General features: G+C 60.9%; 25 protein-coding genes. 14 read left to right on the top strand and 11 right to left on the bottom strand.

What is annotated here, in order from left to right:
* Positions 1–17: 17 nt before the first annotated feature.
* The 6 genes from C8J45_RS11930 to C8J45_RS11905 form a co-directional block, all read right to left on the bottom strand.
* On the bottom strand, positions 18–695 hold the full coding sequence (locus C8J45_RS11930; RefSeq protein WP_107963398.1) for a hypothetical protein: 678 nt from the start codon (positions 693–695) through the stop codon (positions 18–20).
* A gap of 84 nt (positions 696–779) precedes the next feature.
* Positions 780–2,432 (bottom strand): ATP-binding protein, encoded by a 1,653-nt coding sequence (locus C8J45_RS11925; RefSeq protein WP_258191441.1) that lies wholly within the window; start codon positions 2,430–2,432, stop codon positions 780–782.
* Positions 2,433–2,628: 196 nt separating this feature from the next.
* Complete coding sequence (locus C8J45_RS11920; RefSeq protein WP_107963396.1) at positions 2,629–3,387, bottom strand: TIGR02186 family protein; 759 nt, start codon at positions 3,385–3,387, stop codon at positions 2,629–2,631.
* Between the two features lie 10 nt (positions 3,388–3,397).
* The gene (locus tag C8J45_RS11915) at positions 3,398–4,312 is read right to left on the bottom strand and encodes a sulfite exporter TauE/SafE family protein (RefSeq protein ID WP_107963395.1); all 915 of its coding nucleotides are present in this window, start codon (positions 4,310–4,312) and stop codon (positions 3,398–3,400) included.
* Positions 4,313–4,395: 83 nt separating this feature from the next.
* The gene (locus C8J45_RS11910; RefSeq protein ID WP_107963394.1) at positions 4,396–5,391 is read right to left on the bottom strand and encodes a hypothetical protein; all 996 of its coding nucleotides are present in this window, start codon (positions 5,389–5,391) and stop codon (positions 4,396–4,398) included.
* A gap of 25 nt (positions 5,392–5,416) precedes the next feature.
* The gene (locus C8J45_RS11905) at positions 5,417–5,944 is read right to left on the bottom strand and encodes a hypothetical protein (protein ID WP_107963393.1); all 528 of its coding nucleotides are present in this window, start codon (positions 5,942–5,944) and stop codon (positions 5,417–5,419) included.
* Positions 5,945–6,490: 546 nt separating this feature from the next.
* Between C8J45_RS11905 and C8J45_RS18920 the strand changes: the two genes are divergently transcribed.
* On the top strand, positions 6,491–6,883 hold the full coding sequence (locus C8J45_RS18920; protein WP_146168614.1) for a hypothetical protein: 393 nt from the start codon (positions 6,491–6,493) through the stop codon (positions 6,881–6,883).
* A gap of 86 nt (positions 6,884–6,969) precedes the next feature.
* On the opposite strand, the gene C8J45_RS11900 is transcribed toward C8J45_RS18920, so the two are convergent.
* Both C8J45_RS11900 and C8J45_RS11895 read right to left on the bottom strand, forming a co-directional pair.
* Positions 6,970–7,575: a histidine phosphatase family protein gene (locus tag C8J45_RS11900; RefSeq protein WP_107963537.1), complete on the bottom strand. Its 606-nt coding sequence runs from the start codon at positions 7,573–7,575 to the stop codon at positions 6,970–6,972.
* A gap of 343 nt (positions 7,576–7,918) precedes the next feature.
* The gene (locus tag C8J45_RS11895; RefSeq protein WP_107963392.1) at positions 7,919–8,389 is read right to left on the bottom strand and encodes a helix-turn-helix transcriptional regulator; all 471 of its coding nucleotides are present in this window, start codon (positions 8,387–8,389) and stop codon (positions 7,919–7,921) included.
* Between the two features lie 63 nt (positions 8,390–8,452).
* Between C8J45_RS11895 and C8J45_RS19745 the strand changes: the two genes are divergently transcribed.
* The 8 genes from C8J45_RS19745 (at position 8,453) to C8J45_RS11855 (ending at position 18,331) form a co-directional block, all read left to right on the top strand.
* Positions 8,453–8,695 (top strand): helix-turn-helix domain-containing protein, encoded by a 243-nt coding sequence (locus C8J45_RS19745; RefSeq protein WP_107963391.1) that lies wholly within the window; start codon positions 8,453–8,455, stop codon positions 8,693–8,695.
* 1,057 nt (positions 8,696–9,752) lie between these two features.
* Positions 9,753–10,535 (top strand): tyrosine-type recombinase/integrase, encoded by a 783-nt coding sequence (locus C8J45_RS19260; RefSeq protein WP_181321204.1) that lies wholly within the window; start codon positions 9,753–9,755, stop codon positions 10,533–10,535.
* Positions 10,532–11,434 (top strand): tyrosine-type recombinase/integrase, encoded by a 903-nt coding sequence (locus C8J45_RS11880; RefSeq protein ID WP_181321203.1) that lies wholly within the window; start codon positions 10,532–10,534, stop codon positions 11,432–11,434. The genes C8J45_RS19260 and C8J45_RS11880 overlap by 4 nt, the downstream gene beginning before the upstream one ends.
* A complete protein-coding gene (locus C8J45_RS11875) occupies positions 11,427–12,506 on the top strand; it encodes a tyrosine-type recombinase/integrase (RefSeq protein ID WP_107963388.1) in 1,080 nt (359 codons plus the stop codon). The genes C8J45_RS11880 and C8J45_RS11875 overlap by 8 nt, the downstream gene beginning before the upstream one ends.
* Positions 12,507–13,993: 1,487 nt before the next feature.
* A complete protein-coding gene (locus C8J45_RS11865) occupies positions 13,994–14,431 on the top strand; it encodes a DUF202 domain-containing protein (protein WP_056019268.1) in 438 nt (145 codons plus the stop codon).
* 37 nt (positions 14,432–14,468) lie between these two features.
* Positions 14,469–16,244 carry an SLC13 family permease gene (locus C8J45_RS11860; protein ID WP_056019265.1) on the top strand — a complete coding sequence of 592 codons (1,776 nt, stop codon included), beginning with the start codon at positions 14,469–14,471 and terminating at the stop codon, positions 16,242–16,244.
* 25 nt (positions 16,245–16,269) lie between these two features.
* Positions 16,270–16,551: a hypothetical protein gene (locus C8J45_RS18915; protein WP_132833781.1), complete on the top strand. Its 282-nt coding sequence runs from the start codon at positions 16,270–16,272 to the stop codon at positions 16,549–16,551.
* 1 nt (position 16,552) lies between these two features.
* Entirely contained in the window at positions 16,553–18,331 is a 1,779-nt protein-coding gene (locus C8J45_RS11855) for a chloride channel protein (RefSeq protein ID WP_082445489.1), read from the top strand.
* Positions 18,332–18,359: 28 nt separating this feature from the next.
* Here C8J45_RS11855 and C8J45_RS11850 read toward each other — a convergent pair whose 3' ends face one another.
* The 3 genes from C8J45_RS11850 to C8J45_RS11840 form a co-directional block, all read right to left on the bottom strand.
* Positions 18,360–18,581 carry a hypothetical protein gene (locus C8J45_RS11850; RefSeq protein ID WP_056019259.1) on the bottom strand — a complete coding sequence of 74 codons (222 nt, stop codon included), beginning with the start codon at positions 18,579–18,581 and terminating at the stop codon, positions 18,360–18,362.
* Between the two features lie 299 nt (positions 18,582–18,880).
* Positions 18,881–20,299, bottom strand: a complete 1,419-nt coding sequence (locus tag C8J45_RS11845) for a YncE family protein (RefSeq protein ID WP_107963386.1) — start codon at positions 20,297–20,299, stop codon at positions 18,881–18,883.
* Positions 20,296–20,871, bottom strand: coding sequence for a DUF305 domain-containing protein (locus C8J45_RS11840; RefSeq protein WP_258191425.1), 576 nt, complete (start codon positions 20,869–20,871; stop codon positions 20,296–20,298). The genes C8J45_RS11845 and C8J45_RS11840 overlap by 4 nt, the downstream gene beginning before the upstream one ends.
* A gap of 65 nt (positions 20,872–20,936) precedes the next feature.
* Here C8J45_RS11840 and C8J45_RS11835 point away from each other — a divergent pair, with 65 nt between their 5' ends.
* The 5 genes from C8J45_RS11835 to C8J45_RS11815 all read left to right on the top strand — a co-directional run bounded on the left by C8J45_RS11835 (position 20,937) and on the right by C8J45_RS11815 (position 26,596).
* Positions 20,937–22,106 (top strand): YncE family protein, encoded by a 1,170-nt coding sequence (locus tag C8J45_RS11835; RefSeq protein ID WP_056056388.1) that lies wholly within the window; start codon positions 20,937–20,939, stop codon positions 22,104–22,106.
* A gap of 46 nt (positions 22,107–22,152) precedes the next feature.
* Positions 22,153–23,136 carry a malate dehydrogenase gene (locus C8J45_RS11830; protein ID WP_056056386.1) on the top strand — a complete coding sequence of 328 codons (984 nt, stop codon included), beginning with the start codon at positions 22,153–22,155 and terminating at the stop codon, positions 23,134–23,136.
* 88 nt (positions 23,137–23,224) lie between these two features.
* A complete protein-coding gene (locus C8J45_RS11825; RefSeq protein ID WP_056056384.1) occupies positions 23,225–24,097 on the top strand; it encodes a LysR family transcriptional regulator in 873 nt (290 codons plus the stop codon).
* The gene (locus tag C8J45_RS11820) at positions 24,094–25,245 is read left to right on the top strand and encodes a TDT family transporter (RefSeq protein ID WP_056056383.1); all 1,152 of its coding nucleotides are present in this window, start codon (positions 24,094–24,096) and stop codon (positions 25,243–25,245) included. The genes C8J45_RS11825 and C8J45_RS11820 overlap by 4 nt, the downstream gene beginning before the upstream one ends.
* Before the next feature lie 106 nt (positions 25,246–25,351).
* Complete coding sequence (locus C8J45_RS11815; RefSeq protein ID WP_197983136.1) at positions 25,352–26,596, top strand: molybdopterin-dependent oxidoreductase; 1,245 nt, start codon at positions 25,352–25,354, stop codon at positions 26,594–26,596.
* The last annotated feature ends 3 nt before the right edge of the window (positions 26,597–26,599 follow it).

Raw genomic sequence — 26,599 nt, 5'->3', positions numbered from 1 at the left:
GTCCTGGACCGTCGGACCTAGTCGTGCGCTGATGGCGGCGGAAAATCGAGCACGGCGCCGGTATAGGTCTCGACGACTTCGCTGAACGGCGTTCCCGCCGCCGTGACGAGAAGCGCCCGGTTCTCGATCACATGGTCGGGAATTTGCAGCATCGGCGGTCCGGCGGGGATCGGTGCCCCGCTATCCCAGCCGTCCGGCAACGGCGACCACAAGAGCCGCGCCGACAGCGTCTGGCGTCGAAACCCGAGCGGCTGCACCACGCGTCCGAACGCCGTGTTGCTCGTATCGAGCGCCGCATTCATCGCCGCGGTCAGTCGCGACGGAACATACCAGTTGTCGGCCTCGGACAGCACATGGGTCCCGCATCGCAGCCGCACCCTTCGATAGCGGATCGGCTCCTGATCGGTGACGCCGAGCCGCCGCCGCTGGTCCGCCGTCGGTGCCTTGACCGCCGCGGTATCGCGATCCGCGACGATCCTGGTTCCCGGCGCAGCCATCCGATGGCGCGCGCACCAGTCGTCCAGCGCCAACGTCGCGCTGTCTCGCGTGAGCAGGTCGATCTCCAGCGACTGGAGGGCAGCGAGACTCTCCGCCCTGCCCACGATATCGCCGGGCCATCGATGAGCGGCGGGAGCGGCCGCGGATGGCGTGGCGAGCATCATGGGAAGCGTGAGGACAATCGCGCGGTCGATCATGAACCCTCCGAACACGGCGATACGAGCGCCAACTCCCAGCTTTCTAGCCTCGAACCCGGCAGGTTGCGAGCATCGCCGGGCGCTCTATTTCCCCTGTGCCCGCCAGCGCTGGATCGTGCGGCCGATGATCTGGTCCTCGCCGCCGACGTCGCGCCACAGTTCGGAGAATAGCGGGTCGCCGGACGCCGGACGCTTCGACTCCTCGAGCCCGTCGAACGAAACGCGGATCGGGATCGTCACGCCTTCGCCGCAGATGATGCATTCGCGGTTGCGCAGCGCGGGGATCGAATCGAGAAACCCCCGCGCGCCCTCCGGCATCGCGGCACGGACGAACGCCTGGTCGCGGTCGTTGTTGAGGCGCATCGCGATGATCGTGCCGCACTGCGACAACACGCCTTCCGCAAGATCGGACGGGCGCTGCGTGATGAGTCCGAGCGACACGCCGTATTTGCGGCCTTCCTTGGCGATCCGGCCGAGGATCCGGCCAACCGAACTGCTCGTCTCAGCCCCCGCCGGGATGTAGCGATGCGCCTCCTCGCAGACGAGCAGGATCGGGCGCTGTGGTTCGTTGCGCGACCAGATCGCGAAGTCGAACGTCATCCGCGCGAGCACCGCGACCACCACCGAGGTGATGTCCGAGGGCACGCCCGAGACGTCGATGATCGAGATCGGCTTGCCGTCGCCGGGCAGGCGGAAGATGCGCGCGAGGAAGCTCGCCATCGTGTCGGCGACGAGCATGCCCGAAAACATGAAGCCGTAGCGCGGGTCCGCCTTGATCTCATCGATCTTCGCCTTGAGCCGCAGATAGGGCGCGGTATCGCCGGCCCGGTCCATCTTGCCCATCTCGGCGCTGATGATCGTCGTCAGGTCGCTCAGCAGATATGGGATCGGCGCATCGACGGTGAGCTTGGCGATCTCCTGCCCCAGGCGGCTCTTGGCCTTGGCGGCGAGCAGACATTTGGCGAGGATATCCGCGTCGAACTGCCGTGCGGAGCCGCTGCTGGTGAGGAAAACCTCGCAATGCTCCTCGAAATTCATCAGCCAGTACGGCATCTGCAAATTCGAGACGTCGTAGATCGCGCCGTTCGACCTGAACGCAGCGGCATATTCGCCGTGCGGATCGATCATCACGATATGCCCCTGCGGCGCGAGCTCGCAGATCCGGTGGAGGATCAGCGCGGCACTGGTCGACTTGCCCGTGCCGGTCGATCCTACGAGCGCGAAATGCTTGCCGAGCATCGCGTCGACATACAGCGCAGCGCGGATATCGGTGGTCGGATAGACCATGCCGACCTCGATATTGGCGCGGTCCTGTGCCGCATAGACCTGCTGCAGGTCGGCGGTGGTGATCGGGACCACCTCGCAACCCGGCATCGGATACCGCGTCACCCCGCGGCGGAACTTGTAGAGCCTGCCGGTCAGTTGCTCTTCGTCGCCCTCGCCGAGGAAATCGATCTCGGCGGAGATGCAGGTGCCGGCGGTGTCCTCGAGCTTCAGCGAACGAATGTTGGCGACCAGCCACGTCGTACCGACGCGCATCTTCACCTGACTGCCGACCTGCCCCGCCGCCGCGACCACGGGATCGGTATCGACCGACGCCGCACCGAGCGCGGCGCGATCGAGCAGTACGCGACTGCTGGAGCCGGCGATCGCGAAGACGACGCCGATCGGTGTGGCGGGGCAGCAAGATGCAGCAGGGGCAGCCGATGCGGCGGGCGATATCCCCGGCGCGACCATCGGTCCGCCGGTTAACGGTACTGCCCGCAGGAACGCATCATGGCCCGACGAGTCGCTCATTCCGGCAAGATCTCCAGTCATTACAGCGACTGTTGCACCCAAGGCGTAAATATCCGGTGACGACCCTGTCGACGATCCGAGCCGGACGATCCCGAGACGATACTTCGACTGTAGCCAATTCTGCGTCCGACGATCGCTACAGTCTGCGCGCGATCCAACCCGCGGCCCAGCCCAGGAATACGGACAGCGCGACCGCGACCAGCCCGTACATCACCGACGAACGATCCGCGGCGCGCGCGACGAACCGCTCGAAGCCCGATTTGCGGATGTCGATATCGCGCACCGCCGCCGCCAGCACGCGACCATCGCGGATGAGGAACGTCTCCGCGGTGAAGCGGCCGATGGGCACGCGGGCAGGGATCGAGACGCGCGCGCGGTAGAGGACGCCGTCGGTGATCTCGACCGCGCCGGGAGCCTCGTAATACAGGCCGGCACGACGCTTCAGATCGACCAGCCCGTTCTGGAAACGATCCTGCGTATCGACCGGCGCACTGGAAGCCGGGGACAGTTGCAGGCTGTCGAGCCCGAGCTCGTAGATCGCCCGCGTGCGATCGTCGACCAGACGGTCGATCGGCTTGGACGAGGCGATCGCGTAGAAACTGGGCGCGGACCGATACCGCAGGCGCGAGGCGTTGACCCAGATCCCCGCGACCTTCTCCTTCTCGCGCATCAGGATCGATTGCGTCGGCCCCTTCACCACCACGACGATCTCGGTCGGATGCTCGTCGCTCGGCAGGCGACCGCCGGGGTAGAGGATCGCGCCGAACAGGAGCAGTTCGGCACCGGTGAAGCTGTACGCGATCTCGATATTGCGTTGCGAGACGTCGGGCACGAGCACGGGCTTGGCCTGCGCCATCAGCAGCGGCGCGAGCAGCAGGAATGGCCAAGGCTTCATGCCCCTGCCCTCACGACAACGTGACCGAGAAGATCTCCTCGGGGCGCCAGACGAGACCGAGCAGGATCCGCACGCCGATCAGCAGCACCATGACGGCAAGCGCGAGCCGCAGATATTCCGGGCGGAACTTGGTCGCGAACCGCGCACCGACCTGTGCGCCGACGACCGAACCGAGCAGCAGCAGCCCCGCAAGGACGATGTCCACCGCCTTGGTCGTGGTGGCATGGACCATCGTCGCGACCGCTGTGACGAACAGCGTCTGGAACAACGACGTGCCGACCACCACCGACGTCGCCATGCCGAGCAGGTAAATCATCGCCGGCACGAGGATGAAGCCGCCGCCGATGCCGAGCAGGATCGTCAATATGCCGGTGAAGAAGCCGAGCAACAGCGGCGCGAGCGGCGAGATATACAGGCCCGAGGCGTAGAAGCGCGTCCGGAGCGGTAACGCGGCGACGAGCGGGTGGTGGCGGCGCTTGCGGGCTTTGGGCGGCCGGCCGGTGCGCGCGCGGCGGATCGTGCCAACTGATTCGCTCGCCATCATGCTGCCGATCGAACCGAGCATGACGACGTAGACGATCGCGATCACCGTATCGATCTGCCCGCTCTGCTGGAGCAGCCGGAACAGCCACGCGCCGAAGAACGACCCGACGACACCGCCCGCGACAAGCACGCCGCCCATTTTCGTATCGACACCCTTGCGGCGGAAATGCGCGAACACGCCCGACACGCTCGCGCCGGTCACCTGGCTCGCGGACGAGGCGGCGGCGACGGTCGGCGGAATGCCGTAGACGATCAACAGCGGCGTCGTCAGGAAGCCGCCACCGACCCCGAACATCCCCGACAACAGCCCGACACCTCCGCCAAGCAGGATGATGACGAGCGCGTTGACCGACAGGTTGGCGACGGGGAGATACAGATCCACGCCCTCAGCGTTACACCGGATTGCGCGCGCGGGGCTAGGCTGGACAAACATGCATCTGCATCGGCTTGGTCGTGCAGCGCGTGTCAGAAATCGCTGCCGATCGAGAACGCCGGGCCCGAGTCTGGCCGCGCGGTGCCGGCGATCCGTTCGCGCCAGTCGAGCGCGAGGCGGATTGTCTTGCCGGCTACCGGAACGGTGCCGACGATCGTCGGGCCGATATCGAAACGCTTGGCGCCGCGCTGGGCACTGCCCCAGGCACCGAGACCGATATCGGCGCGTGCACCGCCGAACTTGCCGAGCGGATGCGTGAGACGTGCCGAGGCATCGACGAACGCTTCGACGCCGTCGCGCGCGATCGCACCGGCCTGGCCGTACGCTTCGAGGCGGATGCCCGGGGCTATGTCGGACGGGCCATAGCCGGCGATCACCCCGATCGTGGGGCCGCCGCGTCCGCCGTCGAGGACGAAGCGCTGCTCAGCCACCAACCGGACCGGTAGGCGGGTCGGTTGCCATTCGATGCCGAGCGCCGCCTCGCGCCCGACACCCTTGAGGGGCGCGGCAAGGCGTGCTGCCAGCGCGAACCGACGTCGGGTGCCAAGCGCATAGGTCAGTCGGACGCCACCCTGCGAGGCGCCGAGCTGCCCGCCTGAGACTGTGCCGGCAGGGCCGCCGCGGACGAGCAACCAAGTGCTGCCATTCAGTCGGGGCGAGCCGCGGGCGGCGGCAGGCGGCGCGCTAGGCGACGGGATCGGAGCGGGTCGATGCTCGGCGTCGGGTGGTAAGAGCCGAACCACATTGGCGTCTTGCAGAGGCGGTTCGACGGCTCGGGGAAACGATACCCTTCCCACGGCGATCGGCGTTGGCGACCCTGCGATCTCGACCGCCCGCGTCGAGCGGACCGGTACCGGGACGCTGCGAAAAACCGCGGCCGCGACGTCGGGCACGAGAACCTTTATCAAGCGGGGAACCACGTCCGATGGCGGGATCGAACCGATCTCGGGCAGCAGCAACGCGACACGGATCAGCACCCAACCGCCTAGCGCCAATCCGAGGAACCGCAGCGGGCGCCCACCGGTCATCCGTTTCGGACGGCCTCGAAGGCACTCATGGGGAAACCGCCGACTGAGCGCACGGCATGTCCGGAAAGTCGTGGCGTGTCTTGTCCCACACCGGCGCGGCACCGCGCAGCATGCCGATGTAGAGGATCACGGCGCGCGGCGCGGCGACTAGCGAGACGAGGTTGCCGACCAGAAACCGTGGAAGCGACCACATCGCTTCGCGCAACCCGTAACTGCGGCCGGTGAAAAGCATGCGGATCGCGAGTCGCCACGCGAGCAGCGCCGCGTTGGCCACCAGCAGCCAGAACGCGACCGACCATGATGCCGCCGGATAGACAGGGTTCGAATTGGGGGATGTTTCGCCGAAGACCCAGTGGAGCAGCAGCGACCCGCCCCACGCCGGAATGGCGATATAGGCGACCGCGAGGATCACGACCGCCAGCGGTGCGCGCCGGTCGCGCATCCGCATCCAGTGATCGGCAAACGCGCGCGGCCGCCCCCAGCCGGTGCGATCCCAGCCGGCGAGAGCGATACCCGTCATCCACCGGGTCTTCTGGCGAATGGACTCCTTCATCGTACCGGGGAAATAGGCGCGGACCGCGACGACGGTGCCCGCATCGTTCGCCGCGACCCGCGCAAAGATCCCCCGCGCACCGAGTTCGGCAAGGCGCAGGCCAAGCTCGTATTATCCCGTGCACATAGTAATCTTGATTTGAGCTAGATCTAGCGCTGCTGCGTGACGACCGTCACGACATAGCCGTCCACATAACTTTAAGCACCCGATCCGTATTTTTTAACAAGCCTAAATGTTCTTCTCGATGGAGCACTCAGTCATTGCCCTGGGTGCGCCATTCTGCGAATCAGCCCAGGCGATGCGGTCAATCCCGCTCGCGGGGCGTCGTAACCCCACTGCTACGTCGATCTGGTCGAGTTTCTCGGCCGGGTGGCCGACGCATATGTCCAGGGTTCTGCCTAAAAGCGGCGGCGCCTTGTGCGACGTGCAGGGTTACGAACGCCCGGCTTTGGCCGGGCATCGCCTCTATATTGGACGGAGGCGACGATGCGTTCTAGACGAGATTCACGGGCAACCGAGCGGCGGAAGGAAGCCGTTGACCTGCTAGTGGCGGTTTTGACCGCCTTTGGGCGTGAGGCAGTTTTCTCGCAAACTTCGCCAATCACCCCAACTGGCCGCTCCGTGTTCGGCGTACTTGCGGAACGAAAAGGGGCATTTTTCCGTCCTGTACCGTTCGATCGAGATGATCTCACCACGCTTACCTGCTATTCCAAAGGCGCAGTAAGCGCCGCTATTCGACAACTGACCGCGAATGGATTTTTGACCGTCACCGGAACGAGGACAGCGCCAATGGCAAAGCTGCAATTCCCTCAATCGGCGATTGATGATTTCACGTCGCGAGAAAAACGGAAAGCCGATCAAGCTCGCAAACACGGCTATGATGGTCCGCTGTGGAGTTTCGGGATCGAGGAGGCGAAGAGCGTTCTCGACGAAGGGTAGAGACATATTCAGCGCGTCGTAGTCTGTGCGTTACCGCTTGTCGTGCTCGCCGACAGCTAAGACGCTCTTTTTATCTACTATTAGATCTATTCGATTGCCCAGCGACCGAAGCTATGATGGAGTTTTACGCACTGAGCATTGCTGATGGCGGGTGCTTCACACTTCCGCCAAAAACCTCTCATCTTGCCTCGGTCATCTGTGTCGGGCGCGGCAACGACCGCACGAACCGCCTGAATGAATTGGCCATGACTGAAGAGAAGGACAATCGACCGCGCCGGCAGTTTCGCAAGGCGATTGAGTGTCGCCTCGGCTCGACGAAGCAATGTGGCAAAGCTTTCTGCTCCCGGACCATCACAGTATGAGGGGTCAAGCTCACTCCAGTACTGTTCGAGATGTGGCATGCGCTCATCGCTACGAGTGCCATTCCAGCGAGACGGCTCCAGATATGTGAACTCTTCGATTGGCCAGACCTCTACCGGCACGTCCGCAAATCTTGCAACAGTCCTGGCTGCTGTTTGTTGCGTTCTTCGATATGGCGAGGTCACAATTAAAGACGGAGTGTCTGTCCACGAAGCGGCGAGCTCACGTGCTTGCTGGTGGCCCAATTCCGTAAGCTCAATTTCTGCGAGATCGTGACATGGGAATCCTGCATTACCCGTGCTTTGACCATGCCTTACAAATATTGCCGTTATCATATCACCCCAACTTTCATGTAGAATGAAAAAATTCAATATCATTTGTCGAATGATAGGTTACCGGCACTTCAAGAGCGGATTTTCAGTGAGCCACAGTGAAGTAATACAATTAATATCAGACCGGGTACGATCGCAGCTAGAAACAGATAGTTTCGGATGGTTTCCCGCATCAAAATTCCCATTGCTCCAGATGCTATAAAAAGAGCATCTGAGAATATGAGCATCACAACTATTAAAGGCCAATTCGGTCTTCGGAAACTGCTCGCTCTAGCTTGAGCAACGCGATCGCGGAGTTCCTGCTCAAATTGATCGGAAAGTTTGGTGGGGAAGTCAGTTCGCCTCAAAAGCGGCCTCCTGTGGACAATGCATGAAAGGCATCACGAACGCGTTCCTTCGCTGCCTCTTCCGCGTTTTCCGGTTCTCGCGCGATCAGATCGGCGAAATTGCGTATGACCTCTTCTGGGAGGGTTAGCCTAGCGCGCTTGGCCAATCTCCTCACCTCACCCCAAAGGCGGTGGCGTCGGTCAGGAGGGCTCAAGGACACTTGCCTAAGAGGGATCAGTCCCGGACCAGAGAGAACCCACTCGGGATCAATATCGAACGCCTTTCGCACCGCAGCTAACGCCCAAACAGGAGGCACGTTTGTTGCGTTTTCCCAGGACAGGACTTGGCGCCGGGAATAGCCGATTCGGTCGGCAAACTGCTGCTGAGTAAGTCCAGCATGCTCGCGGGCGAGCCTCAGACGCTTAGCTAGCCCCTCCGTGTCACGGCTTTCTTCGTGCTTTTCAGTTGCCGGATCGACGTACGACATTTATCACCTTCTGGTGGAGATATATAGCACTTCGGCATTTAGTCTTAAAGTGTGGAGCCGAACATGATTGATGAGAAGCGCCATAACCGCATCAAAGCTGCTCTCCAACTCAAAGGGAGCAGCCTGAGCGCGGTAGCCCGCCATCTCAACGTTACGCCCACCACGGTTTCAACGGTAAGCCGCGGGTTCCGGAGGTCTCGCCGGATTGAGACTCAAATCGCGGCGGAGCTTGGCTGTGACGTCGAGGATCTCTGGCCTGAGCGATACAGGCGAATTGGAACGGAGGTAGCGATGAAGGTGCCGTGATTGCCGGTTGGCCCTCCGAAAAGGGTCGAACAAAAACCGCGCGAAAGAGAAAAGGCCCAGCTTTGCAGAGCTGAGCCTCTTCGAGATTGGTCGTAACCGACACCTTTCTCCTCGTGTGCTGACGCCATGTCAAGCGGACCGCTTCCGCTGCCGGTGGAGCGCGCCTGTCTTCCGCGCTTCCAATTTGATGAAGGGAGCTACCGGATCGATGGCATTTCAAAGCGCCTTTCCCGCAATTGCATGCGAGAGCCGACCTATGATGAAATCGTATAGCGCCAAAGCGAGTGAAGCTTACCAGGAGATCTCTCGGATAATCAGAGCATTCGCTAAATGCATAGAATTTTCTAATATTAAAAGATCCGAAGATGTAATTCGAATTCTGGTCGATGTTGCTGGATATTCCGGAGCATTCCTAAGTTATCGTGGCACTATAAACCATTTTTTGCGATACTTGGAGATTGAAAATGTCAAGATATGTGATATAAAATGGGAGAATTTGGAGAACTTTTGGAAACACAATTGCAGTCATGCATGTTGGCCCGCTCGCGGTTTATCTCCATCCCAGACGGTTGCAGTTACCAGATTTTACTTGTTCCTCCAGTATCAGGGAATCATCGATTCGAATGGGTGGGACTCAAATGACCCGGACATTTGCGCGGATTTCCTCGAAGCGCTCACTCAGGAGGGGGTGCATCCGGATCAGGCAAAGCGACAAGCCAGAACCGCACTTCATCTGATAGTTTGGCTACGGCTCAGAGGTATCCCAGAGTCATGCCTTAGCGATCATATCCTCGACGACTTTGTCGGCCACTCCTGCCGCTGCGGTATGCACATTCGGTCTGGAAGGCCGGGTGCTCAGGCCAAGTCGCGACGCCGGGTTGCAGTTGACCGCTTTTTACGGTTTCGGAATGGTGAGAACCCCGTTTTTAAAAACGGAATATTCCTGCAGAAACGGCGGAGATCGCACCCATCTTCGACCGTGGTGCGGTATCGCACTTGGCTGACCGACCAAAGGGGGCTGAGGCCTCGGACAATTTATTACTACGTGCTCGACGTAATGAGCTGGTTGCCAAGGCTTGGAGAAGACGCTTCGGCCTATTCCGCTACGGCAATCAGGGAATTAGCCGTCCTCGAATTCGCGAAGCGCACTCCCGCAATGCAGAGCCGTTTCATCCGCTCCGTGCGCAGCTACATGCGGTTCCGAGCTTTTGAAGGGCATTGCAACGCTTCCTTAGCAAATGCGCTGATCTCTCGACCAACTTATCGCCTTTCGACGGTTCCGCGCAGGCTTGACACCGGTATCGTGAACAAGGTCATCGACAGTTGCGACCTGAGCACATCGTACGGAATCCGGGAACGAGCGATCCTCACGCTGTTGGCCGAACTTGGGCTTCGAGCTTCTGAGGTTTGGAAGCTAAAACTCAGTGATCTGGACTGGACCGAGGCTAAGCTCTGCATTGAGGGTAAGGGCGGACGGGGTTCGATTGTCCCACTCACTCAAGGAGCAGGCGACGCTGTTTTAGATTATCTCGAGAAGGGGCGCCCGAGCTCACGCTCAGAGGCCCTGTTTTTGCGTGTGCCTCACCCGCACATGCCGCTTGCGAATGGCTCAGAGATATCAGGTATCGCCCGCAAAGCGCTCGCTCGATGCGGTCTCGAAGGTGGAGCGCACGTTTTTCGCCATACGCTTGCTACCGAACTTCTCCGGGACGGAAAAAGCCTCGAAGATGTAGCCACAATCTTGCGGCATCGATCGGTGGATACGACGACCATCTACGCGAAGGTCAACGAGCCAATGCTTAAACGTCTCGCAGAACCTTGGTTGGGAGGCCGGTCGTGATCGAGGCCATTGAGCGCTATCTGCAGCTAAGGGAACAGCTTGGGTACCGAGATCTTGATCTTGATCGCGACCTGCGAAACTTTGCGCATTTCTCGGCAGGTCGCGGCGCTCATCATCTGTGCAGTGCAGACGCAATCGCTTGGGTAGAGCAGAAATGTCAGCCCCGCAGGCGATATGAGCTCTTGGCTTCCATTCGTCGCGTTGGCCTATTTCTCAGCGCAGAGGATCCCCGTCATGACGTCTTGGCAGAAGAATACGTGCGGCCGGTTCGTCGGCCGAGACGCCCTATTCCCTTTATCTACACCGATGGCGAGATACAGCAGATCCTTGTCGAATTGGGACGCTTGCCGCTGGCGCATACCTACGATGCTGCCACCTATAAGCATATTGTCGGCCTTATCGCCGCGACGGGCATACGGATAAACGAAGCCCGAAATATTTTGCTCCAGGACTTCAAAAATAACGAGATCATGATTAGGCGCGGGAAGTTCGGAAAGGACAGGATCGTCCATATCCACAAAAGTACCGCTAGGGCTCTAAGAGTTTACCTCACCAACCGCCCAGATCCTTTGAACAAAGAAAGGTTATTCGTAATCCACAATAACAGGACTCCGTCTGACCACTCGATTTGCGCCATGTTTCGAAAATGCACAACAAAGTTAAATATGACTAGTCGAAACGGTAGCAGGTTGCCGAGAATACACGACCTCAGGCATACGTTTGCCGTTCGATCGTTGGCATCGTGCGGGTCGGACCGGAAACTGATTTCCAACCATATGGTCGCCCTGTCGACCTATCTGGGCCACGTCAGCGCAGCTAGCACCTATTGGTATTTGGAGATTTCGACCGAGACAAAAGAATCGATGGCCTTGGCGATCGAGGAGGTGCTCGATGCGTGACGATCACCAACATGATTTGGCTCCCGTCCTGTCTAGCTATCTCAACGAACATCTCGTTCGAGATCGCGGGCTCAGCCAACTGACGCGTGCGAGCTACGCACACACGTTCATTTTGCTGATCCGTTTTATCGCCGAGGCGACGCGGATGAATATCGACCGCCTCCACCTGGAAGACATCACAGCGGAGATCGTCCTCCAATTTCTCGATGATCTGGAGAAGACTCGGAAAAATTCACGGCGAACGCGCAATCTGCGGCTGGCGGCGATCCGATCATTCTTCAGATATGTGCAAATGAAAATTCCGGCAGCGATGGAGCAAGCCGCTCGCATACGCGCGCTGGGGGCAAAGAGAGCGGATGTTCCCGTGATCGATTGGCTCTCGACCGATGAGGTTAAAGCCATACTTGGGGTGCCCGATATGAGGCACAAAGACGGGATCCGGGACCGGGCAATGCTGAGCATCACGTACATATGCGGTTTACGTGTGTCTGAGGTTTTGGCGCTTTCGCTCGGTGACCTCGACCTCGGTCCAAAGCCAACCTTGCACGTGATGGGAAAGGGGCGAAGGGCTAGAATTCTGCCGCTGGGCCCCGAGACCGTCCGCCTTCTTCGCGCCTGGTATTCGGAGAGGCCGAATGTGCCGTACGATCATGTTTTTCTGAGCCGGCTTGGCTTGCCGCTAACGCGCGATGGCTTCGCAGCGCGTCTCGCGAAATATACTCAGATTGCAGCCAAAACAGTCCCGACCCTTGTGCCGAAGAATATCACGCCGCATGTTTTGAGGCACAGCTGCGCCATGCACATGCTCAAGGTCACTCGCGACATAAGAAAGGTGGCTCTGTGGCTTGGTCACGCTTCGATCCATTCCACCGAGATTTATCTACATGCTGATCCTGATGAGAAGCTTGAGATCCTTACATCGCACGGAGGGCTCGGCATAAAAGCGGGACGGTTCGGTTCCCGCGCTTCGAACATTATGAGCATGCTGCAGGCAGTGCGGAAGCCTGCGGACGGCCTCGAGGCAGCTGTAACTAAGTTGAAATCAGATGCCCGCTTTTCCAAAAGTAATTAACAAGCCGTTCGCCGAAAGCGGCTAGTTTTCGCCCGCTGAGCGTTCCGTGTCGAACAGCAGCGTACAGGCAGCAAGATCAACGGAATGACCCAATAGTCGACACTGGCGGGCTCTTTCCGGCTTCCCAACTTCGGCCGTTGGTTTATACCGGTCGAACGGCTTGAGTTGGGACGAAGCAGTCGTTCGGGCAATCGGCCGGGAATGTCGGGTTTCGGATGAATCGGCCATTCGCGGGGCTTCCGAGATTTGCTCGGCATCGCGCCAGCCTGCACGGTAGCGACTCCGCGGGGCTTCGATCTCACGCCAAAATAACAGCCGCGGCTCCCCTAACGAAAAACCCCGCCTCCGAGGTTGTCGCGCACTTTCTCCATCCGACAGGGTATCTCGCGCAATAGTGCGAACCTAGAGCACGTGCGCCACCGCCCCACGCCGCAATTCTCCAGAATTTGCGGTGCTCTGCGTCGCCTATCATGTGTTTTCCGACACTGGCGGGGCTAGTCGGCGCTTAAAAACGGCAGGGCCGTTCACGCCCACACCCGGACGCTCGGGTTAGTAATTCGGAGTCCCGGTAGTAGTCATTCGTTCAGTGGGATTATGGGGGACTTTCCAGACATGAGTTGCAATCGGGGCGCTCGGGATTGGTAAAGCTGTCTAGTTACGGCCAATGGGCAAGCGCGGTAAAATGGATCGCAAAAGCGATTACGCTGATATAATCTGGTATCGGAGGTAAATGCAGAAATGGAAAGTAGCCGTCAGCTGGAGAGCATCGCCCTCGCAATTGCTCCAATGCTAGCGGCTTCTGTATCCGAAGTATGGATCGTGGCAGAAGTTCATGACGACTGGATACAGAGGCGCTACGATGTCGTGTGCAACGGTAAGCTTGTTGAGGGGGTGGAAGGTGAGAGAACCATGAACCGATCCGTCAATGATGCTCTATCCGCCCTAAGGCGTGACATGCTTAAAGAGAGTCAGTAAGATTGGCATCATTGCACCTATGTTTTGAGGTCTGACGGAATCTTCAAAATGGAGTTCGATCGTAGCAGACCGCCGAGCGTGTGAATGTAACGATAGATACTCCTGTAAAAGGAGGCAGCGCCACAGAATGTCGGCCATCGCCAGCACCTTCCCGAAAGCCGCCGTTCCGCTTTCCTGCCCAACCCGGACATTCCCGAAATTCGATCCAGACCGTGCGAAAACTCACCGCCGCCCCCGATACAGACGTGATGCTCGAAACATAACGTCGCCAGATATGGCTGCGACGCAAGATAGCCAATCACCTGGCAACCGACACGCAGCTATATTAGTACGCTACATTCGGGGTTGGAGTTTTCGCACGGTCTGGATCGTTTTCGAGAAAGGTTTCGTGCCGCATGCAGCCGGTTTTGACACCTGTGAAGGCGGGGGATCTGCTAACCTCGATAACTTATTCGGCATGATCCTTTTTAACATTCGATGTGCTGAAAGCGTGTGGGTATCGTTGATCATCCATGGCCAACGAACGACTGTCATTGACCCGTGATTTCAACGGCCCATTCGTTCACGGTGCGGACCGGTTGGAGCATAGCGCCAAGCAGCAAGCAGATAGCGCCGATCGGCGCACGGAGCTTGCTGCCGATCGAACAGTCATGGCAGCGGAGCGCACCTACGCAGCCTGGGTCCGTACCGGGCTTGCCGCTCTAGCCGCAGGAATTGGCGCCCGCGCATTGCTTGAGAACATCGTGCCCGGCTGGCTTGCCGGTGCGACCGCAACCGTCCTGATCCTGTTCAGCGGCTTCTGCTTCGTTGCAGCGGTCTGGCGTGAAATGATTCCTATCGCCCCACCGCGGCCCGACACTCAGCGACTGCCGGCTTGGTTGCTGATCTCTGTGAACGGCTTCCTAGCGATTGCCGTCTTGGCGGCACTCGTCGGGATTTGGCTGCAATAACCGGCGTGACTATCGCCATTTTACGGATTCTGCTTGCATGACCACGCCGCAACTTATGTCGATTGGCCTGCTGATTGGCATGATGGGCCTCTTTCTTTGGGGCCGATTTCGCTATGATGTCACGGCCATCATCGCCCTGCTTGCCGGGCTGTCGCTGGGATTGGTGAAGCCCAAAGCGGCATTTACTGGCTTTTCCGATGACATCGTTATCATCGTTGGATCGGCGCTGGTGATCTCATCGGCAATGCAGCGTTCCGGCCTAATCGAGAGCGCGCTCGGGATACTGGCGCGGCGCGTGACACGCGTCCGGTCGCAACTCGTGGTGCTGACTACGGCAGTCGGGGTATCGTCCGGGCTCGTAAAGAACGTCGGTGCCTTGGCTATGCTGATGCCGGCAGCCGTGCAGACGGCGAAGAAATCGGACACTAGCCCCTCGGTGTTCCTGATGCCGATGTCGTTCGCTTCGCTCCTTGGCGGGTTGATGACCCTCGTTGGTACGTCGCCGAATATTATTGTCAGCAGAGTACGAGAGCAGATGACCGGTGAGCCGTTCGGCATGTTCGATTATCTGCCAACGGGGCTGGGCCTGCTTGTGGTCGGCCTCATTTTCCTGCGTTTCGGCTACCGCCTCCTGCCCAGGGAACGCCGCGCAGCGCCGACCATGGGCGAAGCTCTAAACATCACGGACTATGTCACTGAGGCGACCATCCAAGACGGATCGCCCGCTGTCGGCGAAACGGTTGAGTCCTTCATCGACCGTCATGATAATGAGGTGACGATCGCCAATGTTGTCCGTGACGATGTGCGCACGAGCATTACGGCCGAGTTCCTTCTGGCTGCCGGCGACACGCTGATCTTGGGCGGTGACCCGGATACGCTTGAGCGTGTCATTGCGGGTGACCACCTAGCACTTGCCGGACAGCATCGTGACCTACCGGAAGGCAGCGAAGATGATGAGGTTGGCGTCATTGAGGCGGTCATCACCACCGGCTCCGTGTTGGTCCGCCAGTCCGCTGGACGACTGCGGCTTCAGCAACGCTATGGCGTCAATCTCATCGCGGTATCGCGCGCCGGCAAACGGCTGACCAAGCAGCTCAGCGAGACCGTCTTGCGCGCCGGCGATGTCATTGTTCTTCAAGGACCCCTCACACTCTTGCCGGAACGCATGCGTGACCTCGGTACGCTGCCGCTGGCAGAGCGTGCCCTGCGTCTGGGAAGTTCGAAGCGTCGCTTCCTACCACTTATCATCCTCGCGGTGGCGATGACCGTAACCGCGACCGGCTATGTGCCTGTGGCCGTCGCCTTCTTCGCCGCTGCCGGTCTAATGATGGCGACCGGAGCGCTACCGCTGCGAGATGCCTATGATGGCGTCGAATGGCCAATTCTCATCATGCTGGGCGCGCTCATTCCGGTCAGTGAAACCCTGCGCACCACCGGCGCGTCGGATGTACTCGCGACCTCGCTTGCCCATCTGGCGGCCTCCTTGCCGCCATGGGGCGCGGTCGCCCTGATCCTCGTAGCGGCGATGGCTGTGACGCCGTTTCTCAACAATGCCGCGACGGTCTTGGTGATGGCGCCAATCGCGGCGGTGTTCGCGCATGACCTCGGATATCGCCCCGAAGCCTTCCTCATCGGGACCGCTATCGGGGCAGGATGCGATTTCCTGACGCCGATTGGGCATCAGTGTAACACCTTGGTTTTTGGTCCTGGGGGCTACCGCTTCAGCGATTACGCCCGGCTGGGCGCACCACTATCGGTTCTGGTGGTCTTGGTTGGTACGCCTCTAGTGATGTGGACTTGGCCACTGCACTGATCGCCGGGTACTGTTGATGGGCAGCATGGCCAAGCCGCAGGCGTTCGAAGATACTGAATGGCGTCCGTGGCGAGGAAGCGTACCGGGCGGCTCGGAAGGTTGTGGCACCGCAGATGTAGCAGGCGTAGGCGGCTTCATGCGTTTTTTCCACTCGCGGGCAGCCATGCCCGTTCTCATCGTCCTACTGCTTGCAACAATCACGGCAGCTGGACTGGCGACGTCTTGGACGCTGTCGATTGTGATGTGGCTTTCGAGCGCCGTTCTCGCCGCAGCCCTGTTTGCAACCTTGATGCAGGACGCCGACTGACATGGCTTCAGCGCCACTGATCGATAGCGCAGCTAGTCCACCTGGATCTGGTCGGGTGGCGCCATCGTGGCTCCGTAAAGCTTTTCGATCCAGCGAAGCTGCACTCATCGTGCTGGCCATCATGATCGGCAGTGCAGCCGGATTGCTCAGTGTCGTCCAGGGTACGCTCGCACAGGCGATGCAGCATCTGCTTTATGCCTTGTCGCCGGATGAAAGGCTGAGTGCGGCCACGACGATCCCTTACCTTGCTCTACTTGCCCTGCCGGCTGGTGGAGCCGTCCTCGCACTCTTCTCTTGGGTTACTCATGCTCGCCGGCGCCGGATGGTCGACGCTGTAGAGGCGAACGCCCTTCATGGTGGTCGCATGTCATGGTCCGACAGCCTCGTTATCTCCGGGCAAACGATCCTTTCCAACGGCTTCGGTGCGTCTGTGGGGCTTGAGGCGGCGTATGCGCAGTTGGGAGGGCTCGTCGCCTCGCTCAGCGGCAACTGGTTTGCGTTACGCAGGTCCGATCTGCGCATCTTGGTCGGCGCCGGAACGGGCGCCGCCATCGCAGGTGCATTCGGGGCTCCATTAGCTGGGGCCTTCTATGCCTTTGAGATCGTAATCGGGGCCTATACGATATCAGCGCTGGCACCTGTCGCTGCGGCGTGCCTGGCGAGTGTCCTTGTGGCGCAGGCGTTTGGTGCTCAACCGTATCTGGTTGCGGCTAATGCAGGCGAACAGATCGAGACGTTCCACTACCTTCTCTACGCCGGTCTTGGGGCCTGTGCCGCTGGCGCTGGTATACTGCTGATGCGGGCTGTTGCGGAGATGGAAGCAGCTACACGCAAACTGCCGATACCCTCGATTTGCCGGCCGATATTGGGCGGTCTTCTGCTCATCCCTCTGGCGATGCTCACGCCGCAAATTCTCTCTGCTGGTCACGGCGCCCTCCACCTCAATCTTGAAGCCGAGGTATCGCTGCGCTTCCTCGCCGCCATCTTCGTCGTCAAGTGCGCGGCCTCCATCATCTCACTTGGCTTTGGCTTCCGCGGTGGCCTGTTCTTCGCATCCTTGTTCTTGGGCAGCCTGCTGGGTCACCTGTTTGCTGGTTCACTCGAATGGATTGTCGGATCGCCTGTGATCGACCCGCACAATGCGGCCCTGGTGGGGATGGCCGCATTAGCGGTCGCCGTAGTTGGCGGGCCGATGACGATGGCGATGCTAGTCCTTGAGGCGACCCACGACTTCTCCCTTGCCGGCGCGGCCATTGCAGCATCGCTGGTCTCGTCCACCATCGTCCGCGAGCTGTTCGGCTATTCCTTTTCTACGTGGCGCCTGCATCTCCGGGGCGAAACCATCAAAAGCGCCCGCGATGTCGGCTGGGTCAGAACGCTTACAGCGGGCAAGATGATGCGACGTGTCGAAAGGGCTACGCCGTGCAACACGACGATCGCCGAGTTTCGTCGGGCGTTTCCGCTTGGTTCCACAAGTCGGGTCCTACTAGTCGATGACCACGAAAATTATGGCGGTATCGTACAGACTGCCAGTGCATTTGCCGAAGAGGTCGATCAGAAGGCACCGATCGGGTCGCTGGCGATCCACACGGGTCTCGCCCTTACGCCGGATTCAGACATCAGAAGCGTCATGACTACGTTCGATACCGAAGGTGCGGACGAACTGGCGGTAGTTGGAAGCGACGGGGCAGTTCTCGGCATCCTCTCCGAGAGCTATGCGCGACGCCGCTACGCAGAGGAATTGGACAAGGCGCAACGTGAGTTGTTTGGAGAAAGCTGACCAGCCGGCACGCAGCAAACGCTTCGTCCTACCGGTCTCGCTTAAGCCGGGCTTCGATTTTGACCCAGAACATGCCGCATCGCAGACCCATTCCGGCGAGTTGGGCGCCATGTACTGACATCAGCTCCGCACCGCGGCGAAACTGTTCAACCGGCACGGATATGGCGACGAACAGCCCGGCGTAGAGCAGCTGCGACATGATCGAGTGGATCACGACGGCGACCCCCAGCACTATCAGGCGGGCAGGCACGGAAGGCCGATGCGGCGCCGGATCGGGGCCTGTAATGAGCTAGGCGTAAAGGCATCCTGCTGCGACGAAATGGAAGTGCACCAGGTAGTGGAGCGCACCTGCCCTCTCTAAAGCAGCCAGTCCGCTTTCCTTCCCATTGTCGGCATTCAGCGGCCCGATATGTAGAAAACCCAGTCGTAATCACCATTGTGCGACAAACAAGTGCTTTCCGACACTCTCGAGACGTCGTGTCGACCTAGCCCAGCGTCATGCCGAATATACCGGACACGGACAGCGGGGCGCAGGTTTCACCGGAATCCTCATTTTTGCACCTGAACGACAGCGCCCGGCATCATCGGGTCGCCCGGAGCAATGACGAGGTAACGGCGCATGTCGCCTTTCGCGTCGCTGACGATCTGGCGGAGCGGTCCGAGCGTGTTTACTATCGCGCCGCCCGCCGGATTGGTCATGAACTTCGCCAGAGGCTGGATCACGCCGCTGCCGTCAGCGTGGGAGGATAATCCAAGGACATAGGGCATCTTTGGGCTGAGGCCCGCAACCGCCGCCTGCAAAATCTGGACCTGGCCTTGATCGAACAGCGTGACCTGGCTGCGCCCAGTCCCGGATAGAGTCAGCTGGATCTTCATGCCGGCCTGCGCGAGCGGCACCAGGTTTGCACGGCCATCGCCTACCGGCACCGCGCCGGGAACATATGCCACGCCTTGCGGCCCCTGACCGATTGGAATCGTCGCGATGACGGTGTTGCTTGCTGTGTCGATCGCCGCGACCGCATCGGCGTTCTCCAGCCCGACATACATCCGCGTGCCGTCGCCCGACGGCCATAGGCCGTGCGGGAGCGCGCCGACCGGGATGCTCGCCACCTGCACGAAGTCAGTGGTGCGGAACACCTTCACGACATTCTCGGTGCCGACCGTCACAAAGGCGAACTGGCCATTCTTATTGCGGGCGATATTGACGTGGTTGGTGATCGCGCCGGTATCGAACGTCTTGAGCACTGCGAAGGGTGGCTTGGCGTCGAACACCATGACCTTGCCGACGTCCTTGAGCGTCAACCAGACCTGCTTACCGTCGGGCGTCGCGGCGATGTCAGGGCAGAACGGGCTCGCCTGCTTGACGCGACCGACGATCTTCTTCGAGGCGGTGTCGATCACAACTGTCTCGGGCGAGAAGCTCGAACAGACGTAACCGTATTTCCCGTTTGGCGAAAAGATCGTCATGCCGGGGCCATTAGGAACGGGGATGCGCGTGGTCGGCGCGAAGGTCTTACCGTCGAGCACCTGGATATAATCCTCGCCGCGCACCGCGACCCAGACTTCGCGACCGTCGGGGCGGAAGAACGCTTCGTGCGGCGATCGGCCCACATAGGTCGTGTGCTTCACGGCATTGGTCGCAGTGTCGATGAACGTCACCGAGTTCGAGCCGATCGATATTACCGCCAGCGTCTTGCGATCGGGCGAGAAGCCCATGCCGTGCACGAGCAGCTGCCCCTTGTAGAGCGGGCTGAGATTGGCCGGGGTCTGGTCGCCGAGCTTGATGACGCCGAGCAGCGTGTTGGTTGATGGGTCGATCACCGACACGGTGTTGGAGAACTGGTCCGACGTGTAGAACCGGTCCTGCGCGCTGACAGGGATGTCGGGGGTCGCATTGGGCACTTGCTGGGCAAACGCAGGGCCTGAAAAGCACAAGGCGGTGCAGGCGGTTAGGGTGAAACGCTTCATGGACGGTCTCCGTGATGGGGGTGACCAGTCGCGGTCGGTCCGGTGTGACGTGGCAACGCGCCGCCTTCGGATAGGATGCCCTGCATCACCGCGATTTCCTGACGCTGTTCGACGATGATTCCCTGGGCGAGCCGGCGCAGGCGTTCATCCTTGCCGAACCGCAGTTCGACTTCGGCCATGTCGATCGCGCCCTGATGATGCGGGATCATCATTTTGGCGAAGTCGCGATCGGGATCGCTCGAATAACCGGTCATCATCGCGCCGTGCATCCGCGCCATCGCCGCATCCATTGCGGACGCGAAACCGTCCGTTTGCGCTAAAGCACCCGTCGATACGGACACGGCTATCGCCGTTAGCAAAGCCGTGCGAAATTTCATCGTCATGCCTTTAGTGTTCCCATTTATGACACGCGAGCGATCAACGCCGAGCGTGACAGCGTAATGATCGCGGCGCAGCCGTCGATCCAACGCATAAGCATGGTTGTTCTGATCATCTAACAAGAACGGTAGGCGATCTATGATCGCGTTTTCGTATTGAAACCATCGCGACCATGCGTTGGACGCAGGGGACATATCGGTCGATCTAACGGCATCGGACTGGCACGATCACCCGCCGGATCCGCGATAAGGATCAAACGATGAAAGCTGCGATCGTTTTGGTTGCCGCGATGTTGGCCTCCGTAGCGCCAGTCCCGGTGATCGCTCAGGCCTATTGGGCTGCACCTGCGGCGGACGACTTTCCCTACGATATCAAGGCGGTTCAGGCACCGTGGTCGAAGGCTGATATCGACCTCAGCCATCATGACCGGATCTATGTGTCTGACCCTACATCGACGAAGATCGTTGTCATCGATCCTGCAGCGGGCAACGAACTGGGACGCATCGACCTCGCCAAAAGCGCGATAGCTGAGCCCAGCTTTTCCAGCCCCAGAGTCCAGCACCTGGCTGCAACGCGTGACGGGCGGACCCTGGCGGTATCGGCATCAGCGCAGCACAGTGTGACGCTCGTAGATCTGGCCACGAACACGGAACGAGGCCGGACCGTGTTCCAGACGTCGCCTACCGCCGTCGCGTTTACGCCCAATGGGCACGAACTCTGGGTTTCGCTCGGCGATGAACATGCCATCGCGGTCGTGGATCCTAAGACCGCGCGGGAGATCACCCGCGTACCAGCAAGTGGCGGAGCGGGCGCGACCATCCTGTCGCCAAACGGACGCTATGCCTTTGTATCGCTTACTGAAAGGCCGTCCATCCTGGTTGTCGACGTCGAGGATCGGCGCGTCGTCGGACACGTTGCCAGCAACGGTGCAGGTGCGGGAGCAATCGCGGTCTCGCCAGATGGCAAACAGATCTGGGCAACACGCCGCGAGAGCGGCACGACCACGGTCTTTGCTGCCAAACCGCCGTTTGCGGTACACGAAGTGATAAACACTGGTCCAGCGACGGGCGCGGTCAACTTCGCCCAGCGCGCAGACGATTCCTTTGCCTATGTCAGCGTTGGCGGCGATCAACCTGCAATCAAGGTCTATAGAACCGACAGCCTGGAGGCTGTGGCAACCGTCCCGCTACAAGCGGCTCCGAGTGCGGTTTGGCCGTCGGGCGATGGTACGAGGATCTATGCCAGCCTGGCCGGAACCAACAAGGTCGCTGGGATCGACACGCTGACGTACACCACCGTGTCGACGATCCCGATCAGTACGGATGCGCAAAGCCTGATCTACGTTCCTGGTGCCGTAAGATCAGGAAAAGGTCTCGCCAATCTGGTGCCATCCGGGCGCGATGCGGCGCTTGCCCTGGCGGCGCGTTAATCGGTCTCACACCGTCTGTAATCTTCCAACGAAAGCCCTTTCCAAAATGACCAAGCCCCCCGTCAGGATCGCGATCAGCGGTGCCGCAGGACAAATTTGCTATTCGCTGCTCTTCCGGGTCGCGCAGGGTGACGTGTTCGGACCGGACCAGCCCGTTATCCTTCAACTGCTCGACGTGCCGCAGGCGCTGGACGCAGTACGCGGCGTGGTCATGGAACTGGAGGATTGCGCGTTTCCGCTGCTGGCAGATGTGATCATTACTGATGATCCGATGGTGGCTTTCAAGGACATCGATGCGGCCATGCTGGTCGGGTCTCGTCCCCGCTCGAAGGGCATGGAGCGCCGTGATTTGCTCGCTGCCAACGCAGCGATCTTCAAGACGCAGGGCGCAGCGCTGGACGCAGTGGCCAAACGCGACGCCAAGATCCTGGTCGTCGGCAATCCCGCCAACACAAATGCCTGGATCCTTGCGCAAAGCGCGCCGGGTTTCCCTGCCGAAAACATCACGTCGATGATCCGCCTCGATCACAATCGCGCGCAGGGACAGCTTGCGGCCAAAGCGGGTGTCGGTGTCGATGCGATTACAAAGCTCGTCGTCTGGGGAAACCATTCGCCGACGATGTTTGCCGACTGGGGGAATGCCGAACTCGATGGCCAAAAGCTTGCCGACCGTATCGGAAACGAGGCCTGGTACCGCGAGACCCTGATCCCCACCGTTGCGCAGCGCGGCACCGCGATCATCGAAGCACGGGGTGCGTCCTCGGCCGCATCGGCCGCAAATGCGGCGATCGACCATCTGCGCGATTGGGTGCACGGCGCAGGCGACAATTGGGTGTCGATGGGCGTGGTGTCAGACGGCTCCTACGGTATCCCGCAAGGGCTGGTGTGCGGCGTGCCGGTGCTCTGCAAAAGCGGTGGCTATGTGCGTATCGAAGGACTGATCCTCGATCCATTCCAGCGAACGATGCTCGATCGCACGATTGCCGAACTGGTCGATGAACGTGAGGCGGTTATCGACATTCTGAAATGACCAATCTGTAATTATGATTGAAACGACCATAATATTTGGTTGGTGCGATTGATCTCCTTTCCCTATCATTGGGGCAAGGAGATCGGGCATGACCCTGGAACAACTCAGGATTTTCGTCGGTGTCGCAGAGCGCGAGCACATGACGCGCGCTGCCGAAGCGCTCAATGTGACGCAGTCGGCCGCAAGCGCTGCCATCGCCGCGCTAGAAGCGCGGCACGGCGTGCCGCTGTTCCACCGGGTCGGCCGTGGGATCGAACTGTCCGAAGCGGGCCGTATGTTTCTGGTCGACGCACGCGCAGTGCTTGGCCGTGCTGCCAGTGCAGAACTTGCATTGGCCGAATATGCCGGACTGGAGCGCGGCACACTGCGGCTGGTCGCGAGCCAGACGATCGCGGGCTATTGGCTACCCCGCCAGCTGGCGGCGTTTCATGCGCGCTACCCGTCCATCACGATAGAACTGGCGATCGACAACACGGAAGGGGCCGCGGCGCGCGTGCTCGACGGTGCAGTCGAGCTTGGCTTCGTCGAGGGTGTGATCGACGAGCCCGCGCTCGCGCATTGGACCGTCGCGAACGACCGCATGGTGCTGGTGAGTGACCGCGCTGCCGACACGATCGACGAGGACTGGATCCGGACCGCGCGCTGGATCGTCCGCGAGCAGGGATCGGGCACGCGCTCGTCGTTCGAGGAGGTGTTGCGCCAGCGCGGCGTCGATCCGTCGGACCTTACCATAGCGCTGACCCTGCCATCGAACGAGGCGGTCCGCAGCGCGGTCGAGGCCGGCGCGGGCGTCGCGGTGCTGTCGCAGCATGTCGTCGCACCTGCAATCGCGGCCGGCACGTTGCACGATCTGCCGCTCGGTCTGCCGCGGCGTCCATTCTACGCGCTGCGGCACAAGGAGCGCTATCGTACCCGGGCGGCCGACGCGCTGACCGATCTCATCAAGGAGACTGGGAAGTGACTGCCGATCTGAAACCCGTTCTCGATGGTCTGAAGCCGCTCAGCCGGCTTGATTCTCCGCGCGAGATGATCCGCCAGTTCACCCCCAACTGGTTCGCCGCTACGATGGGCACGGGCATCCTCGCGCTGGCCTTGCCGCAGGTGCCGGGCGTCGGCGCATCGCTGCACCCGGTCGGCGAGGCGTTGTGGTATTTCAACATCGCGCTCTTCACGCTGTTCGCCGGGCTCTACACCGCGCGCTGGACGATGTTCGGGCACGAGGCGCGTCGGATCTTCGGGCACAATACCGTGTCGATGTTCATCGGCACGATCCCGATGGGCCTCGCGACGATCATCAACGGGTTCCTGGCGTTCGGCCTGCCGCGGTTCGGCGCCGGCGTTATCCCGATCGCCGAGACATTGTGGTGGATCGACGTCGCGATGTCGCTCGCCTGCGGTGTAGCGATCCCCTACCTCATGTTTACCCGGCACGAACATTCGCTCGACGGCATGACCGCGGTGTGGCTCCTGCCAGTGGTCGCGGCCGAGGTCGCAGGCGCGAGCGGAGGCCTGCTCGCACCGCATCTGGCGGACGCGCACCACCAGTTCGTGGTGCTGGCGACCTCCTTTGTCCTCTGGGCGTATTCGGTGCCGGTCGCGTTCGGCATCCTCGCGATCCTCATCCTGCGGATGGCGCTGCACAAGCTGCCGCACGAGAGCATGGCCGCATCGAGTTGGCTCGCACTAGGCCCGATCGGCACCGGTGCGCTCGGGATGCTGGTGCTCGGCAGCGACGCGCCCGCGATCCTCGCCGCCAACGGCCTCGGCCAGATCGGCGCGGTAGCGCAGGGGATCGGCACGATCGCCGGGCTGCTGCTCTGGGGCTTCGGCCTGTGGTGGCTGGCGCTCGCGACGCTGATCACGATCCGCTACTGGCGCGCGGGCATTCCGTTCAACCTCGGGTGGTGGGGCTACACCTTCCCGCTCGGCGTCTACACGGTCGCCACCTTCAAGCTCGGCACGACGCTCCAGCTCGGCTTTTTCGGGATCGTCGGCACCGTCCTTACCATCGCGCTCGCAGCGATGTGGCTGCTGGTCGGCGCCAAGACGGTCACAGGCGGCTGGCGCGGAAACCTGTTCGTGTCGCCCTGCATCGCCCAAGCCAATTGATGGGCCGAACTGATCGTCCTGCCGGATCGAACCGGCGCATCCGATCGACCCGTACCGGGCAGACCGTCGGACGGATCGCGCATAAGAGCATGACATCGAAGGGAGAATGCTGGTGGACAGCCTGGATATGAAACTGGCGCAGGCGACGAACCGCCGTCGCTTTCTCGCAGAGGCTGCGATCGGCAGCGGCGCGTTGATCGCCGCACCCGCGCTGGCGCAGAGCATTGTCGATCTGCACCTGCCTGGCGGTCCGTCGGAACGACCGATGACCAGTGCGTTCCCTGGCAAGGGCAACATGATCCTCCAGCGTATCCACCCGCCTTTGCTGGAAACGCCGATGAGCGTGTTCAATGGTGACGTCTTCACGCCAAACGACCAGTTCTTCGTCCGCTGGCACTGGGCTGACATCCCCACCGCGATCGATGTCGAGGCGTTCCGGATCAAGGTGCACGGCGCGGTCACGCGGCCGCTGTCAATCTCGCTCGCGCAACTGCTGAAGTTGCCACGCGTCGAGCTGGCGGCGATCAACCAATGCTCGGGCAATTCGCGTGCGCTGTTCCAGCCGCCCGTTGCCGGTGCGCAGTGGCGTCACGGGGCCATGGGCAACGCCAAATGGCTCGGCGTGCGCCTGCGCGACGTGCTCGACATCGCCGGCGTGAAGCCGGGCGCGGTTGCAGTGCGGTTCGGTGCGCTCGACCAGCCGGTGGTCGCGGGTGGACCGGATTTCGCCAAGTCGCTGTCGATCGACCACGCACGCGACGGCGAAGTGATGCTCGCCTTCGGGATGAACGGCGAACAGATGCCGCTCCTCAACGGCTTCCCGGTCCGGCTGATCGTACCCGGCTGGTATTCGACCTATTGGGTCAAGATGCTGAACGACATCGAGGTGCTCGCCGCGCCCGACGACGGTTACTGGATGGCCAAGGCGTACAAAATCCCTGACACGCCCGGCGCGAACGTGCGGCCGGGCCAGAAGGATTTCCCGGCCGTTCCGATCAACAAGATGATCCCGCGCAGTTGGGTCACGAGCCTCGACGAAGGGCAGGCGATCGCGTTCGACCGGTCGATCCCGCTGGGCGGCATTGCGATGGGGGGCGATTGCGGCGTCGCCAAGGTCGATGTGTCGACCGACAACGGCAAGACCTGGTACAAGACGACGCTCGGCCCCGATCACGGCAAATACAGTTTCCGCCGCTGGGACGCGCAGGTGCCGCTCACGCATGCGGGCCCGACCAGGCTGATGTCGCGCTGCTGGAACACCGCCGGCATCGCGCAGCCGATGACGCCGATCTGGAACCCGGGCGGGTTCATGCGCGGCAACATTGAAACCACCAACATCGTCGTCGGCTGAGGA

Source organism: Sphingomonas sp. PP-CE-3G-477, assembly GCF_003050745.1.
In the GTDB taxonomy this organism is placed as follows: Bacteria; Pseudomonadota; Alphaproteobacteria; order Sphingomonadales; family Sphingomonadaceae; genus Sphingomonas.
This window is presented reverse-complemented; position numbering and strand designations above follow the sequence as displayed.